15 protein-coding genes are annotated in these 15,256 nt (G+C 56.0%); 6 read left to right on the forward strand and 9 right to left on the reverse strand.

Annotated elements, in window-relative coordinates:
- Positions 1-296: 296 nt before the first annotated feature.
- From prmA to LRS40_RS09345, 9 genes are all read right to left on the reverse strand, one after another.
- The gene (gene prmA, locus LRS40_RS09305; RefSeq protein WP_156264748.1) at positions 297-1,178 is read right to left on the reverse strand and encodes a 50S ribosomal protein L11 methyltransferase; all 882 of its coding nucleotides are present in this window, start codon (positions 1,176-1,178) and stop codon (positions 297-299) included.
- A gap of 11 nt (positions 1,179-1,189) precedes the next feature.
- On the reverse strand, positions 1,190-2,641 hold the full coding sequence (gene panF / locus LRS40_RS09310) for a sodium/pantothenate symporter (protein WP_231313581.1): 1,452 nt from the start codon (positions 2,639-2,641) through the stop codon (positions 1,190-1,192).
- A complete protein-coding gene (locus LRS40_RS09315; RefSeq protein WP_142487301.1) occupies positions 2,631-2,876 on the reverse strand; it encodes a YhdT family protein in 246 nt (81 codons plus the stop codon). The genes panF and LRS40_RS09315 overlap by 11 nt, the downstream gene beginning before the upstream one ends.
- Positions 2,877-2,984: 108 nt before the next feature.
- Complete coding sequence (gene accC / locus LRS40_RS09320) at positions 2,985-4,334, reverse strand: acetyl-CoA carboxylase biotin carboxylase subunit (RefSeq protein ID WP_142487300.1); 1,350 nt, start codon at positions 4,332-4,334, stop codon at positions 2,985-2,987.
- 10 nt (positions 4,335-4,344) lie between these two features.
- Positions 4,345-4,815, reverse strand: a complete 471-nt coding sequence (gene accB / locus LRS40_RS09325; RefSeq protein WP_142487299.1) for an acetyl-CoA carboxylase biotin carboxyl carrier protein — start codon at positions 4,813-4,815, stop codon at positions 4,345-4,347.
- Positions 4,816-4,837: 22 nt separating this feature from the next.
- A complete protein-coding gene (gene aroQ / locus LRS40_RS09330; protein WP_231313582.1) occupies positions 4,838-5,290 on the reverse strand; it encodes a type II 3-dehydroquinate dehydratase in 453 nt (150 codons plus the stop codon).
- 233 nt (positions 5,291-5,523) lie between these two features.
- Positions 5,524-6,123 carry a protein-methionine-sulfoxide reductase heme-binding subunit MsrQ gene (msrQ, locus tag LRS40_RS09335; RefSeq protein WP_156264745.1) on the reverse strand — a complete coding sequence of 200 codons (600 nt, stop codon included), beginning with the start codon at positions 6,121-6,123 and terminating at the stop codon, positions 5,524-5,526.
- Positions 6,124-7,125 carry a protein-methionine-sulfoxide reductase catalytic subunit MsrP gene (msrP, locus tag LRS40_RS09340; RefSeq protein ID WP_231313583.1) on the reverse strand — a complete coding sequence of 334 codons (1,002 nt, stop codon included), beginning with the start codon at positions 7,123-7,125 and terminating at the stop codon, positions 6,124-6,126.
- A gap of 77 nt (positions 7,126-7,202) precedes the next feature.
- Positions 7,203-8,177, reverse strand: coding sequence for an MDR family oxidoreductase (locus LRS40_RS09345; RefSeq protein WP_231313584.1), 975 nt, complete (start codon positions 8,175-8,177; stop codon positions 7,203-7,205).
- Positions 8,178-8,361: 184 nt separating this feature from the next.
- Between LRS40_RS09345 and csrD the strand changes: the two genes are divergently transcribed.
- The 6 genes from csrD to rng all read left to right on the forward strand — a co-directional run bounded on the left by csrD (position 8,362) and on the right by rng (position 15,254).
- Positions 8,362-10,302, forward strand: coding sequence for an RNase E specificity factor CsrD (gene csrD, locus LRS40_RS09350; protein ID WP_156264742.1), 1,941 nt, complete (start codon positions 8,362-8,364; stop codon positions 10,300-10,302).
- Positions 10,303-10,581: 279 nt separating this feature from the next.
- Complete coding sequence (gene mreB, locus LRS40_RS09355) at positions 10,582-11,625, forward strand: rod shape-determining protein MreB (protein WP_000913396.1); 1,044 nt, start codon at positions 10,582-10,584, stop codon at positions 11,623-11,625.
- A 62-nt stretch (positions 11,626-11,687) separates the two neighbouring features.
- Positions 11,688-12,704, forward strand: a complete 1,017-nt coding sequence (gene mreC, locus LRS40_RS09360) for a rod shape-determining protein MreC (protein ID WP_142487293.1) — start codon at positions 11,688-11,690, stop codon at positions 12,702-12,704.
- Positions 12,704-13,192: a rod shape-determining protein MreD gene (gene mreD, locus LRS40_RS09365; protein WP_032614566.1), complete on the forward strand. Its 489-nt coding sequence runs from the start codon at positions 12,704-12,706 to the stop codon at positions 13,190-13,192. Before mreC ends, mreD begins: the two co-directional genes overlap by 1 nt.
- A 9-nt stretch (positions 13,193-13,201) precedes the next feature.
- Positions 13,202-13,795, forward strand: coding sequence for a nucleoside triphosphate pyrophosphatase (locus tag LRS40_RS09370; RefSeq protein ID WP_142487292.1), 594 nt, complete (start codon positions 13,202-13,204; stop codon positions 13,793-13,795).
- The gene (rng, locus tag LRS40_RS09375) at positions 13,785-15,254 is read left to right on the forward strand and encodes a ribonuclease G (RefSeq protein ID WP_142487291.1); all 1,470 of its coding nucleotides are present in this window, start codon (positions 13,785-13,787) and stop codon (positions 15,252-15,254) included. Before LRS40_RS09370 ends, rng begins: the two co-directional genes overlap by 11 nt.
- Positions 15,255-15,256 lie beyond the last annotated feature (2 nt).

Genomic DNA, 15,256 nt, shown 5'->3' on the forward strand with positions numbered 1-15,256 from the left:
ACAATCACCTGTTGCAGATCATTGAATCAGGCACAAAGCATAAGCCATAAAATTATATTCCATAAAAATCATTCACTTAAATGCGTGTGGCGATTTTATGGTCGCTTACAATTTCCCAAAACTTCTCGTTTTTTCTTAAAGAATGAAACCTTAAGCGGAATAATCTGCTGTTTTAAGCAGCAGATTTCCGCGGTTCTTTGCGATCTGCGTCGCATTTTAGAACATGATCGTGATAGCTGGATTGCCTGTTTCTTAACCAAAAGGGGAGTTTAAAAAACAGGCAAACGAATAACCGCTTACTTTTTACGACCGGTAATGCGGCACCACTCTTCTTTTTCAACCACCGGGTCGAGTGCGAAGAGATCGGTGTAGGCTTCGCATACGCTTTCAGCCTGGCTGGCAAGAATACCGGACAGGCCCAGCAGACCGCCCTCAACGGGCAGGACGCTGATTAACGGTGCCAGCTCGCGTAGCGGGCCAGCCAGGATGTTGGCGACCACCACGTCGGCTTTCATCACCGCTGGCTGGTCATTCGGCAGATAGAGCTCAAGACGGTCGGAGACGCCGTTGCGCTGCGCGTTATCGCGGCTGGCCTGAATCGCCTGCGGATCGATGTCGATCCCGATCGCTTTTGCGGCACCCAGCTTCAGGGCAGCGATAGCGAGGATCCCGGATCCGCAGCCAAAGTCGATCACCGTTTTACCGTCCAGATCCAGACCATCCAGCCATTGCAGGCACAGGGAGGTGGTCGGGTGGGTGCCGGTACCGAACGCCAGGCCCGGATCGAGCATCACGTTTACCGCATTTTCGTCCGGCACGTCGCGCCAGCTCGGGCAGATCCACAGACGCTTGCCGAACTGCATCGGGTGGAAGTTATCCATCCACTCGCGTTCCCAGTCCTTGTCTTCCAGCTGTTCAATCTTGTGCGCAAAACCGGCGCCCAGCAGCGGGTGATTTTCCAGAATCGCGACCACTTCGGCCATATCAGTTTCGGCATCAAACAGGCCGATGACGTCGGTATCGCCCCACAGGCGGGTTTCACCCGGCAGCGGTTCAAACACCGGAGTGTCATGCGTGTCCTGGAAGGTGACAGAGACCGCACCGGTCTCTACCAGCGCATCACTCATCTCTTCGGCGTTAGCACCGGTTGTATTCAGTTTTAGTTGGATCCACGGCATGGCAAAACTCTTTATTTATCAGTAGAAATCACGGCTGCCTGCGGCAGGGATTGGCCGAAACGGTTCCCTACCACGAACGCCAGCAAACTTAGCAGTAGCGAGGGCACAATCGGATGGAAGCCCAGGTACTGAATTTTAAAGGAGGCGAGCACGGCATAGAGCACGCCACCGACGATCATTGCGCTCAGGGCACCGGCCGCGTTGGCGCGCTCCCAGTAGAGGCCCAGCACCAGCGGCCAGAGGAACACCGCTTCCAGACCCCCAAATGCCAGCAGGTTCAGCCAGATAATCATCTCAGGCGGCTTCCACGCGGCCAGCAGCAGCAACGCCCCCAGCACCAGGGTGATCACCGCAGACATCCGCTTCAGGCGACGCTCATTAGTCATCTGCTCCGGGCGCATGTTCAGGTAGAGATCTTTAATGATCGTAGCGGAACTTTGCAGCAGCTGGGCGTTAATTGTCGACATGATCGCCGCCATGGGAGCAGCAAGGAAGATCCCGGCAGCAAACGGAGGCAGTACTTTTACCATTAATGTTGGGATCACCAGGTCCGGCACGGTTAAGTCCGGGATCACCGCCCGGCCCAGTGCCCCGGCCAGGTGCATACCGAGCATCAGGATCGCCACCACGATGGTGCCGATGATAATCCCCCGGTGTACTGCCTTGCTGTCTTTATAAGAGATGCAGCGCACGGCCGTATGCGGTAGACCAATCACCCCGAAGCAGACCAGCACCCAGAAGGAGGTCATAAAGGTAGGGGAGAGAATGTCATCCGCGCCCTGCGGCGATACCAGCTTCGGATCGATGGTCTGCAGCGTTTCCACCGCATGGGTTAAACCCCCCGCTGCATGCACCACGCCTACCAGCAGCACAATGGTGCCAATCAGCATCACCATGCCCTGCATGGTGTCGTTGAGCACGCTGGCGCGGAAACCGCCAAACGCGGTGTAGAGCGCGATACTGATACCAAAAATCAGCAGCCCCGTTTCGTAAGGGATCCCGGCGGCAGTTTCTAGCAGGCGCGCGCCGCCGATAAACTGCACGGTCATGGCGCCGATAAAGGCCACCAGCAGGCTCAGGCTGGCCAGCCAGACCAGCAGGCGGCTCTGATAGCGGGCAAACAGCATGTCGTTGAGGGTCACCGCATTATAGCGGCGCGCCAGAATCGCGAATTTTTTCCCCAGAATACCCAGCGAGAGCCAGACGGCAGGCAGCTGGATCATCGCCAGCAGCACCCAGCCCAGCCCGTACTTATAGGCTGCACCCGGGCCGCCAATAAAGGAGCTGGCGCTGATATAGGTGGCGGTAAGGGTCATCGCCAGCACAATACCGCCCATCGAGCGGCTACCGAGGAAATACTCGTTCAGGAAGGTGCCCGCCGTTCTTTTACGCATGGCGTAAACGGACAGACCAAAAACAACAAACAGATACGCGACGAGCGGCAGGAATACTTCAAGCTGCATTATCGTCATCCTCCAGCGGAATATCGCGATAGATGAACTTCACCATCGCCCAACAGAGCAGAATAAACACCAGCGGGATCAGCAGACAGGCCATCTCAAACCAGTGCGGAAGGCCGGTAACACCGATAGCAGAATCAGGTAAGTAAGCAGCTACTAACCACGCGGCGAGATAGAGAAGGGTTAACCACAGCGCCCAACGCGCTTCTTTGTGGGCCTGAACAAAACGTTTGTCCATTTTTTGTCCCTTGTGGATGAAGAAAGCGGGGATTGTACATGATGGGGCGTTCCAGGCCCCAAAAATAAAAAAGGCCGGATTATCCGGCCTTTTAGTAAAGATGCTGTATTACTTCTCGTTCAGACCGAGTTTCTTCTCCAGATAGTGGATGTTGGTGCCACCATGCTGGAAGTTCTCGTCGCTCATAATACGCATCTGCAGATCAACGTTGGTTTTGATACCGTCGATGATCAGCTCCTGCAGGGCGTTCTTCATGCGGGCAATCGCCACGTCACGGGATTCGCCGTAGCAGATCAGCTTGCCGATCATTGAGTCATAATACGGCGGTACGGTGTAACCGGCGTAAATATGGGACTCCCAGCGCACACCAAAGCCACCCGGCGCGTGGAAACGCGTGATTTTACCCGGGCTCGGCAGGAAGGTGTTCGGATCTTCGGCGTTGATACGGCATTCCACCGCATGGCCTTTAACCTGAACTTCTTCCTGCTTGATGGAGAGCGGTTGACCCGCCGCGATACGCAGCTGCTCTTTGATCAGGTCAACGCCGGTGATCATTTCGGTAACCGGGTGTTCAACCTGAATACGGGTGTTCATCTCGATGAAGTAGAACTCGCCGTTTTCGAACAGGAACTCGAAGGTACCTGCCCCGCGATAGCCGATATCCACGCAGGCTTTGGAGCAACGCTCGCCGATGTAGCGACGCAGTTCCGGGGTAATGCCCGGCGCTGGTGCTTCTTCGACCACTTTCTGGTGACGACGCTGCATGGAGCAGTCACGTTCCGCCAGATAGATCGCGTTACCCTGACCGTCTGCCAGCACCTGAATTTCGATGTGGCGTGGGTTTTCCAGGTATTTTTCCATGTACACCATGTCATTGCTGAAAGCTGCTTTCGCTTCCGCTTTGGTCATGGAGATGGACTGAGCCAGTTCAGCATCGCTGCGCACAACGCGCATACCGCGACCGCCGCCGCCGCCAGACGCCTTGATGATAACCGGGTAGCCAATGCGTTTCGCATGAGCACGGTTAGCATCCATGTCGTCGGTCAGAGGACCGTCGGAGCCCGGTACGGTTGGAACACCGGCTTTTTTCATCGCGGTGATCGCAGACACTTTGTCGCCCATCAGGCGGATGGTGTCGGCTTTCGGGCCGATGAAGATAAAGCCAGAACGTTCTACCTGTTCAGCAAAGTTGGCGTTCTCAGAGAGGAAGCCATAACCCGGGTGAATCGCTACCGCGCCAGTGATCTCAGCGGCGCTGATGATAGCCGGGATGTTCAGATAGCTTTTTACGGACGGAGCCGGGCCGATACAGACCGTCTCATCCGCCAGTAATACGTGTTTCAGATCGCGGTCCGCGCTTGAGTGCACAGCGACGGTCTTGATGCCCAGCTCTTTACAGGCACGAAGAATACGCAGTGCGATCTCGCCGCGGTTGGCGATAACAATTTTATCCAGCATGTTCGCCTCGTTACTCGATGACGACCAGCGGCTCGTCAAATTCAACCGGCTGACCACTTTCGACCAGAATCGCTTTCACAGTACCTGACTTGTCAGCTTCGATCTGGTTCATCATTTTCATGGCTTCAACGATGCACAGGGTATCGCCCGCGTTAACTTTCTGGCCCACTTCGATGAACGCTTTAGCGTCCGGGCTCGGGGTGCGGTAGAAAGTACCAACCATTGGGGAACGTACGATGTGACCACTGATTTCCGCTGCTGCTGGCGCTTCCATTGCTGGAGTAGCCGCCGGAGCGACAGCGTTAGACAGAGCTGGCTGCTGCATCATTGGTGCAGCATAAGCTTGTTGCATAACCGGGAAGCCTGCGTTTGGCGCGGCACGGCTGATGCGTACAGACTCTTCGCCTTCAGAAATTTCCAGTTCGGAGATGCCTGATTCTTCAACCAGCTCGATCAGTTTTTTAATCTTACGAATATCCATGAGTGGGTTCCGTACTCTTTGTTTAGTGTGATTGTGACAGGCGTTTTACCGCTGTCTGTAAAGCGAATGAATAACCGTCAGCCCCCAGTCCACAGATGACGCCAGAGGCGATATCCGACAGGTAGGAGTTGTGGCGGAACGGCTCCCGCGCATGCACGTTGCTGAGGTGGATCTCAATAAATGGGATGCTCACTGCCAGCAGCGCGTCGCGAATAGCAACACTGGTGTGCGTAAACGCGGCCGGATTAATCAGGATATAGTCCGTTGTGTCTTTAGCCTGATGAATGCGGTCGATGAGTGCGTACTCCGCGTTTGACTGAAAATGGTCAAGTTCCACATTGAGCGTCGCCGCTTCGCTACCCAGACGGTTAACAATATCGGTTAACGTCAGCGTGCCATACTTCTCGGGTTCACGGGTGCCGAGCATATTCAGGTTCGGTCCGTTTAAAACTAAGATGTGAAACTTGTCAGCCATTGTGCCGCTATCTCCTGCGATTCTCCGGTAAAAAACAAAATATACCTTCGATGCGCGATTGTCACCCTTTCCGGGTCTGAAAAACCCGTCGGGGAAACCAAAGTCGCACATTATAACGATTTCGTAGCATTTGGCAGCTAAATACTGGTCTTATCAGGGAAGATTATCAACAGCATTCGGATAAACACCCGGGAAGGATAAACGAGCTGCGGGAATCAGCACATTTTCGCCCGTTATCGCCACCACTGGCGAAACTTCTTATAACGCCATGCCAGAAGCACGCCTGCCAGCACAGCGTAGATGATCGGCTGCGGCGAGAGGATTTTCACTGACCAAAGGTAGTGGATGGGGGCAAGGATCGCGACAAGATAGACAAAATTATGCAGAAGTTGCCAGCGCCTTCCCAGTTTTCGCTGGGCGTACTGGGTAGAGGTGAGGGTCAATGCCAGTAAAATTATCCAGCTGATAATCCCCAGGGTTAAGTAAGGACGAGTCACCAGTTCGCGTCCCAGCAGAGCCAGATTGTTAATCCCGAGCTCCAGAAACGCATAGCTGGTGAGGTGCAGCGTCGCCCAGGCGAAACACCATAGCCCAAGCAGGCGGCGGGTGCGGATCAGTAAGGGCTGTTTCGCGTAGCGCGCCAGAGGGGAAACCAGCAGGGTCGCCAGTAAAAATTTCAGCGCGGTGCGGCCGGTAAAATGTTGAATATCTTTTGCCGGATCGGCACTCAGGCCGCCGTGATTGATGGCCCAGAATAGCCATATAAAAGGAAGCAGCCCCGCAAGATGCAGGGCGACCTTCAGCCAGGTAATCTGTTTTGCCGTCAGACGCACTTAGAAAAACTCCCGTAAGTCGAGACCGCGGTAGAGCGATGCTACCTGGTCGGCATAGCCGTTAAACAGCAGGGTGGGCTGACGTTTGACATCCAGCGCGCCGCCCGAGCCAATAAACCGCTCGGTGGCCTGCGACCAGCGCGGGTGATCCACGTGCGGGTTCACGTTAGCGTAGAAGCCGTACTCATTCGGGGCCGCAAGGTTCCAGGTGGTGGGTGGGCGCTCGCGGGTCAGCTTGATACTGACGATCGATTTGATGCCCTTAAAGCCATATTTCCACGGCACGGTCAGGCGGATGGGGGCGCCGTTTTGCGGCGGCAGGGCTTTACCGTAGACGCCAACGGTAAGCAGCGTCAGCGGGTGCATCGCCTCATCAATACGTAATCCCTCCACGTACGGATAATCGAGTCCGCCGCCAATGAACCGGTCTTTCTGACCGGGCATGATCTCCGGTGCGTAAAGGGTCTGAAAGGCGACGTACTTCGTGTTGCTGGTGGGCTCTACCATCGCCAGCAGTTTATGCAGCGGAAAACCAATCCACGGCACCACCATCGACCAGGCCTCGACGCAGCGCATGCGGTAGATACGCTCTTCCAGCGGGAAGCGGGTGGTCAAATCGTTATAATCAAGGGTCAGGGGTTTTGCCACTTCCCCGTCGATTTTCAGCGTCCAGGGATCGGTCTTCAGGCTGCCGGCGTTGGCCGCCGGATCGGCTTTATCCAGGCCGAACTCATAGAAGTTGTTATAGCCTGTCACTTTCTCTTCAGGGGTTTTGGCGAGGTTGCTTTGCCACTGGGCGGGCTGGGTAAAGGTCAGGGGCTTCCCGGAGGGCGCTTTCGGACGATCGTTGCCCTTAAACCAGTCCAGCAGGTCGGCCTGGGCGAGAGGCGAGAGCGTCAGCGCACCGGCACCGATCCCCAGCATCTTCAGGATCTGGCGGCGCTTGAGCATAAAAACGGATTCCGCAGTGATATCGGCTTCCGTCAGGGGTTTCACTTTCATGGCATCCTCCGTCATGCGTTTTTCTAAGCATGACGGAGGAGCAGGGTTAAAGCGAATATGTCACGAAAATTTGAAGATTAACCCAGCTTCACCAGCGTACGGCCCTGGATCTGGTTACTGATGATCTTCGCGGCATACTCCGGGGCCTGCTCAAGGCTAATCTGGGTGGCGCTTTGCGTATAGAAGGAGGCTGGCAGATCGCGAACCAGTCGCTCCCATGCCTGGGCGCGACGCTCTGGCGGGGTCATCACCGAATCGACGCCCTGCAGGCGGACGTTGCGCAGAATAAACGGCATCACCGTGGTCGGCAGGGCAAATCCGCCCGCCAGGCCGCACGCCGCCACGCAACCGCCGTAGTTCATCTGCGCCAGCACTTTCGCCAGCACTTTATCCCCGACGGTATCGACGGCACCGGCCCAGATCTGTTTCTCCAGCGGGCGGGTCTCAGCGAACTCGTCGCGGCCCAGAATGCGGCTGGCACCCAGGGAACGCAGATAGTCATGGGTGCTTTCACGGCCGGAAACCGCCGCCACCTGATAGCCCAGCTTGTGCAGCAGGGCAACCGCGGTACTGCCGACGCCGCCGCTGGCTCCTGTTACCACTACCTCACCGGACTGCGGGGTGACCCCGGCCTCTTCCAGCGCCATCACGCACAGCATGGCGGTAAACCCGGCGGTGCCGATGATCATCGCCTTACGGCCATCGAGCCCGTTCGGCATTGGCACCAGCCAGTCGCCGTTGACGCGTGCCTGCGCGGCCAGTCCGCCCCAGTGATTTTCGCCCACGCCCCAGCCGGTCAGCAGCACCTGCTGGCCGACATGGAAACGCGGGTCTTCGCTGGCGTGCACACGGCCCGCAAAGTCGATACCTGGAACCATTGGGAAATTACGAATAATCTTGCCGGTGCCCGTAATGGCGAGCGCGTCTTTGTAATTCAGACTGGACCAGTCGATATCAACGGTCACGGCCCCTTCCGGCAGGCGGCTCTCTTCGATAGATTGCACTGATGCAAGAGTTTTGCCTTCCTGCTGTTCTAAGATCAAAGCCTGCATACGAATTCCTTACTCAGCATGATGATTGGAAAAAATTTTTTGAAGACTATACTCGCTCATTGACATGCAATGCCGATTTAACGCAATAAATTGCCAGATACACCGGATTTGGTAGTATGCCGATGCCGTATTGCGAGTTAGTGCTCACTTGCTATCCTCATCAACTCACGGAGTAATCTCAAGGATGCGATTATCGACGAAGTTCTCCGCTTTTATCGCCTTGCTAACCGGGTTGACCATCTTTGTCACCCTGATCGGCTGCTCGCTCAGTTTTTATAATGCGATCCAGGGAAAGCTGGTGAACCGCGTCCAGTCCGTGGCGTCGGTGGTTGATTCCCGCCTTGTCAGCACGCCCTTTCCAGAACTTTCCCGTCAGCTGGACGAGCTGATGGCTCCGGTTGATATCACGCGTGTGGAGATTAAGCAGGGCGGAAAAACCATTTTCAGCCACAGCGGGCAAAAGGGTTATCGGCCGGCCGGTGCGCCCCCCCAGATTTTCGAGCTAACCGTCCCCTCCCTGAAAAACCCCGGTATGACCATAAGCCTGGCCTATCTGGACCCGATGAACAGTTATTTTCGTTCATTGATGACCACTGCGCCGCTGACGGTGGCGGTGATCTTCGTGGTGGTGCTGATCTTCCTGGCGGTGCGCTGGCTGCGTCGCCAGCTCTCGGGGCAGGAGCTGCTGGAGTCGCGTTCGGTGCGGATCCTTAACGGAGAACGTGGGGCCCAGGTGCGCGGGTCCGTCTATGAATGGCCGTCACGCACCAGCAGTGCGCTGGATGTTCTGCTGTCCGAAATTCAGTTTGCCAGCGACCAGCGCAGCCGGATGGATACGCTGATCCGCTCCTATGCCGCCCAGGACAACAAAACCGGCCTCAACAATCGTCTTTTCTTTGATAATCAGCTGGCTACCCTGCTGGAAGATCCTGAGAAAGTGGGCTCGCACGGGGTGGTGATGCTTGTCCGCCTGCCGGACTTCGACCTGCTGAAAGACAACTGGGGGCGGGCGGTGGCGGAAGAGCATCTGTTTATGCTCATCAATATGCTTTCCACCTTTATGATGCGCTATCCCGGCGCGCTGCTGGCGCGCTATCACCGCAGTGATTACGCCGTGTTGCTGCCGCATCGCACCCTGAAAGAGTCAGAGAGCATTGCCAGCCTGCTGTTAAAGTCGGTGGATGCGCTGCCGCCCAGCAAAATGCTGGATCGTGATGACATGGTGCATATCGGCATTTGTGCCTGGCGCGGCGGTCAGACCACCGAGCAGGTGATGGAGCACGCCGAAGCCGCTACCCGCAATGCCGTATTGCAGGGTGCCAACGGCTGGGCGGTTTATGATGACTCCCTGCCGGAGAAAGGGCGCGGCAACGTGCGCTGGCGGACCTTGATTGAACAGATGCTCACCCGCGGCGGGCCGCGGATTTACCAAAAGCCGGCGGTACTGGCCAACGGCCAGGTCCATCACCGGGAGCTGCTCTGCCGCATCTTTGACGGCAACGAAGAGGTGGTGTCGGCGGAGTATCTGCCGATGGTATTGCAGTTTGGTCTGTCCGAAGAGTATGACCGCCAGCAAATTTCGCGATTGATGCCATTCTTATCCTTCTGGCCGGAAGAACATCTGGCGCTGCAGGTGACGGTAGAGTCGTTGATCCGCCCGCGATTCCAGCGCTGGCTGCGCGATGTGCTGATGCAATGTGAAAAATCGCAGCGTAGACGGATTATTTTTGAACTTGCAGAGGCGGATGTTTGTCAACACATCAGTCGGTTACAGCCGGTCGTTCGGCTGATCAATGCGTTGGGGGCTCGTGTGGCGGTGACGCAGGCGGGTCTGACACTGGTCAGCACCAGCTGGATTAAGGCGCTGGAGGTAGAGCTGCTGAAGCTGCATCCGGGGCTGGTAAGGAATATCGAAAAACGTACGGAAAACCAGCTGCTGGTACAGAGCCTGGTTGAAGCCTGTAAGGGAACGCAAACGCATGTATTTGCCACAGGTGTACGGTCACGAACGGAATGGCATACGTTGACAGAGCGCGGAGTTACAGGGGGTCAAGGAGATTTTTTTGCGGCCTCTCAGCCTCTTGACAGCAATGTGAAAAAATATTCGCAAAGATACTCTGTTTAACCTGCCGTTTAGTGAGTTTTCACGTAGAATATCGCGCCTGTAGCGTGATGTATGACGAGCAAAATGACAGTGAGCGACCTTTAACGGGTTACAAATGAACGTGAGGAACGCTGTTTTTTCTCAGCCCTGAGGGAGTCAGGCGACGATTTGTAACAAAGGAAACGTGCTGCACAAATTTTCACCGTAGCAGGCGATTTTTGCGCCTTGTCGCTGCTGCGTGTGGTTGGTAAAGTAAGCGGATTTTGTTTTCCGCCCCAGCTTTCAGGATTATCCCTTAGTATGTTGAAAAAATTTCGTGGCATGTTTTCCAATGACCTGTCCATTGACCTGGGTACCGCGAATACCCTCATTTATGTAAAAGGACAAGGCATCGTACTGAATGAGCCTTCAGTTGTGGCCATTCGTCAGGATCGTGCTGGTTCACCGAAAAGCGTAGCGGCCGTCGGCCATGACGCTAAGCAGATGCTTGGTCGTACGCCGGGTAATATCGCTGCCATTCGTCCGATGAAAGACGGCGTTATCGCTGACTTCTTCGTGACCGAGAAAATGCTTCAGCACTTTATCAAACAGGTGCACAGCAACAGCTTTATGCGTCCAAGCCCGCGTGTTCTGGTGTGTGTGCCGGTTGGCGCTACCCAGGTAGAACGTCGTGCTATTCGTGAATCCGCTCAGGGCGCTGGTGCGCGTGAAGTCTTCCTGATTGAAGAGCCAATGGCTGCCGCTATCGGTGCTGGCCTGCCGGTTTCCGAAGCGACCGGCTCCATGGTGGTGGATATCGGTGGCGGTACCACTGAAGTGGCCGTTATCTCCCTGAATGGTGTGGTTTACTCCTCTTCCGTACGTATCGGTGGTGACCGCTTCGATGAAGCCATCATCAACTACGTTCGCCGTAACTACGGCTCTCTGATCGGTGAAGCCACCGCAGAGCGTATTAAGCACGAAATCGGTTCTGCTTACCCGGGTGACGAAGTGCGCGAGATCGAAGTGCGCGGTCGTAACCTGGCCGAAGGCGTTCCACGTGGCTTTACCCTGAACTCCAACGAAATCCTCGAAGCGCTGCAAGAGCCGTTGACCGGCATCGTCAGCGCCGTCATGGTTGCCCTCGAGCAGTGCCCGCCGGAACTGGCTTCCGATATCTCTGAGCGCGGTATGGTTCTGACCGGTGGTGGTGCGCTGCTGCGTAACCTCGACCGCCTGTTGATGGAAGAGACAGGAATTCCTGTCGTAGTTGCAGAAGATCCACTGACTTGCGTAGCCCGTGGCGGCGGCAAGGCGCTGGAAATGATCGACATGCACGGCGGCGACTTGTTCAGCGAAGAGTAGTCAGGTGTGAAAGGGTAGCGGATGGCTACCCTTTCTCTCTGACGCGAGAGTACGCATAGCCTATGAAGCCAATTTTTAGCCGTGGCCCGTCGCTACAGTTTCGCCTGATCCTTGGGGTGTTGGTAGCGCTTGGTGTCATTATTGCCGATAGCCGCCTCGGTACGTTCAGCCAGATCAGAACGTACATGGATACCGCCGTCAGTCCTTTCTACTTTGTATCAAATGGTCCCCGTGAATTACTCGACAGCGTCTCGCAAACCCTGTCCTCACGCGATCAACTCGAACTTGAAAACCGCGCGTTACGTCAGGAACTGCTGCTGAAAAACAGCGAGATACTGATGCTGGGCCAGTACAAGCAGGAGAATGCTCGTCTGCGTGAGCTACTGGGTTCCCCGCTGCGTCAGGATGAGCAGAAGATGGTGACCCAGGTGATCTCCACCGTTAACGATCCGTACAGCGATCAGGTGGTGATCGACAAGGGCAGCGTCAATGGTGTGTACGAAGGCCAGCCGGTGATCAGCGATAAAGGCGTCGTCGGCCAGGTGGTTGCGGTCGCGAAGCTGACCAGCCGCGTGCTGCTGATTTGTGATGCCACCCATGCGCTGCCGATCCAGGTACTGCGTAACGATATCCGCGTGATTGCGGCCGGTAACGGCTGTACGGACGATCTGCAGCTGGAACATCTGCCGGCGAATACCGATATTCGCGTGGGCGATGTGCTGGTGACATCGGGTCTGGGCGGTCGCTTCCCGGAAGGTTATCCGGTTGGGGTGGTCTCCTCCGTGAAGCTGGATACCCAGCGCGCCTATACCGTGATTCAGGCTCGTCCAACGGCGGGTCTACAGCGCCTGCGCTATCTGCTGCTGCTGTGGGGTGCCGATCGTAACGGCACTAACCCGATGACCCCGGAAGATGTGCATCGCGTGGCGAATGAACGTCTGATGCAGATGATGCCGCAGGTTCTGCCTGCGCCAAACTCGATGGGGCCGCCTGCGCCAGTTCCTGCGCCAGCAACCGGGCTGACCCAGCCGCCGCCTGATGCGCCACCGCCACCGCAACTCTCCCCGGGAGGGCAATAGTGGCAAGCTACCGTAGCCAGGGACGCTGGGTTATCTGGCTCTCGTTTTTGATCGCGCTGTTGCTGCAAGTGATGCCCTGGCCGGACGACATTCTCGTTTTCCGGCCAAACTGGGTGCTGCTTATTCTGCTCTACTGGATCCTCGCCCTGCCGCACCGCGTAAATGTGGGCACAGGTTTTGTGATGGGTGCCATACTGGATCTGATTAGTGGCTCAACGCTTGGCGTTCGCGCTCTGTCCATGAGTATCATCGCATACTTGGTCGCTCTGAAATTCCAGCTCTTTCGTAATCTGGCGCTCTGGCAACAGGCGCTGGTGGTGATGTTGTTATCCATGGCCGCGGATATCATTGTTTTCTGGGCAGAGTTTTTAGTGATCAACGTCTCTTTCCGTCCGGAAGTGTTCTGGAGTAGTGTAGTAAACGGTGTGCTCTGGCCATGGTTGTTCCTGCTGATGCGTAAGGTTCGCCAGCAATTTGCCGTGCAATAAAAGGTTTCTATGACGTCTTTGTATCTCGCTTCCGGCTCTCCGCGCCGTCAGGAACTCCTGACGCAGTTAGGGGTATCTTTTGAACGCATCGTCACCGGCATTGAAGAGCAACGTGCCGAGGGTGAAAGCGCACAACAGTATGTTTCCCGTCTGGCACGGGAGAAAGCGCAGGCAGGCGTGGCGCAGGCGCCGCGTGATTTACCGGTGCTGGGCGCAGATACCATCGTGATCCTTAACGGTGAAGTCCTCGAGAAACCGCACGACGATGAACATGCGTTTACGATGCTGCGCAAATTGTCCGGCCATACGCATCAGGTGATGACCGCCGTCGCGCTGGCAGACCGCCAGCACGTGCTCGACTGTCTGGTGGTCACCGATGTCACGTTCAGAGTACTCACAGAAGAGGATATCGCCGGTTATATCGCCAGCGGTGAACCAATGGATAAAGCAGGTGCATACGGTATTCAAGGGTTGGGTGGCTGTTTTGTCAGGAAGATCAATGGCAGCTATCACGCCGTAGTCGGCTTACCGCTGGTGGAAACGTATGAGTTGCTAAGCAATTTTAACTCACTGCGTGAGGGAAGGGATAATTATGACGGCTGAATTGTTGGTAAACGTAACGCCCTCGGAAACCCGTGTGGCCTATATCGATGGCGGAATTCTTCAGGAAATTCATATCGAGCGTGAAGCGCGGCGCGGAATAGTAGGCAATATCTACAAAGGTCGTGTCAGTCGTGTCCTGCCGGGTATGCAGGCGGCATTTGTAGATATTGGCCTGGATAAAGCGGCATTTCTGCATGCCTCCGATATCATGCCGCACACCGAATGCGTGGCGGGTGAAGAGCAAAAACAGTTTACCGTCCGTGATATCTCCGAGCTGGTGCGTCAGGGCCAGGATCTGATGGTGCAGGTAGTAAAAGATCCGCTGGGCACCAAAGGCGCGCGTCTGACCACCGACATCACCTTACCTTCCCGTTATCTGGTCTTTATGCCTGGCGCCTCTCACGTTGGCGTTTCCCAGCGTATAGAGAGCGAAAGCGAGCGCGACCGGCTGAAAAAAGTGGTTGGCGCCTACTGTGATGAGCAGGGCGGGTTTATCATTCGCACCGCCGCAGAGGGGATCAGCGAAGAAGACCTCGCCTCTGATGCCGCCTACCTGAAACGCGTCTGGACCAAGGTGATGGAGCGTAAAAAACGCAACCAGACGCGCTATCAGCTGTACGGTGAGCTGGCGCTGGCCCAGCGCGTGCTGCGCGACTTCGCCGATGCCCAGCTGGATCGCATCCGCGTCGATTCCCGTCTGACCTATGATGCGCTGCTCGAATTTACCGCCGAGTACATTCCGGAAATGCCGGGTCTGCTGGAGCATTACACCGGACGCCAGCCGATCTTCGATCTCTACGATGTCGAGAACGAAATCCAGCGCGCGCTGGAACGTAAAGTCGAACTCAAGTCCGGTGGCTATCTGATTATCGACCAGACCGAAGCGATGACCACCGTGGATATCAATACCGGGGCGTTTGTCGGTCACCGCAATCTGGACGACACCATTTTCAATACCAATATTGAAGCGACGCAGGCCATTGCGCGTCAGCTTCGTCTGCGCAATCTGGGTGGTATTATCATCATCGACTTTATCGATATGAGTAACGAAGACCACCGCCGCCGCGTGCTGCACTCCCTGGAGCAGGCGCTGAGTAAAGATCGCGTGAAAACCAGCATCAACGGCTTCTCCCAGCTTGGGCTGGTTGAGATGACCCGCAAGCGCACCCGTGAGAGCGTGGAGCATGTGCTGTGCAACGAGTGCCCGACCTGTCATGGCCGCGGCACGGTGAAGACGGTGGAAACGGTCTGCTATGAGATCATGCGGGAGATTGTTCGTGTGCATCACGCCTACGACTCCGACCGCTTCCTGGTCTATGCTTCTCCTTCGGTGGCGGAAGCCCTGAAAGGGGAAGAGTCCCACGCGCTGGCAGAAGTGGAAATCTTCGTCGGCAAACAGGTAAAAGTGCAGATAGAGCCGCTCTATAACCCGGAGCAGTTTGACGTGGTGATGATGTAATC

The organism is Leclercia sp. G3L, assembly GCF_021117075.1.
Taxonomy (GTDB): Bacteria; Pseudomonadota; Gammaproteobacteria; order Enterobacterales; family Enterobacteriaceae; genus Enterobacter; species Enterobacter adecarboxylatus_C.

What these genes read in the sequence shown, in the direction of transcription:
- mreC (WP_142487293.1), top strand. Translation starts at nt 11,688, where the DNA reads ATGAAGCCAATTTTTAGCCGTGGCCCGTCGCTACAGTTTCGCCTGATC.
- LRS40_RS09370 (WP_142487292.1), top strand. Translation starts at nt 13,202, where the DNA reads ATGACGTCTTTGTATCTCGCTTCCGGCTCTCCGCGCCGTCAGGAACTC.
- LRS40_RS09345 (WP_231313584.1), bottom strand. Translation starts at nt 8,177, where the DNA reads ATGCAGGCTTTGATCTTAGAACAGCAGGAAGGCAAAACTCTTGCATCA.
- prmA (WP_156264748.1), bottom strand. Translation starts at nt 1,178, where the DNA reads ATGCCGTGGATCCAACTAAAACTGAATACAACCGGTGCTAACGCCGAA.
- rng (WP_142487291.1), top strand. Translation starts at nt 13,785, where the DNA reads ATGACGGCTGAATTGTTGGTAAACGTAACGCCCTCGGAAACCCGTGTG.
- aroQ (WP_231313582.1), bottom strand. Translation starts at nt 5,290, where the DNA reads ATGGCTGACAAGTTTCACATCTTAGTTTTAAACGGACCGAACCTGAAT.
- LRS40_RS09315 (WP_142487301.1), bottom strand. Translation starts at nt 2,876, where the DNA reads ATGGACAAACGTTTTGTTCAGGCCCACAAAGAAGCGCGTTGGGCGCTG.
- mreB (WP_000913396.1), top strand. Translation starts at nt 10,582, where the DNA reads ATGTTGAAAAAATTTCGTGGCATGTTTTCCAATGACCTGTCCATTGAC.
- msrP (WP_231313583.1), bottom strand. Translation starts at nt 7,125, where the DNA reads ATGAAAGTGAAACCCCTGACGGAAGCCGATATCACTGCGGAATCCGTT.
- panF (WP_231313581.1), bottom strand. Translation starts at nt 2,641, where the DNA reads ATGCAGCTTGAAGTATTCCTGCCGCTCGTCGCGTATCTGTTTGTTGTT.
- accC (WP_142487300.1), bottom strand. Translation starts at nt 4,334, where the DNA reads ATGCTGGATAAAATTGTTATCGCCAACCGCGGCGAGATCGCACTGCGT.
- accB (WP_142487299.1), bottom strand. Translation starts at nt 4,815, where the DNA reads ATGGATATTCGTAAGATTAAAAAACTGATCGAGCTGGTTGAAGAATCA.
- csrD (WP_156264742.1), top strand. Translation starts at nt 8,362, where the DNA reads ATGCGATTATCGACGAAGTTCTCCGCTTTTATCGCCTTGCTAACCGGG.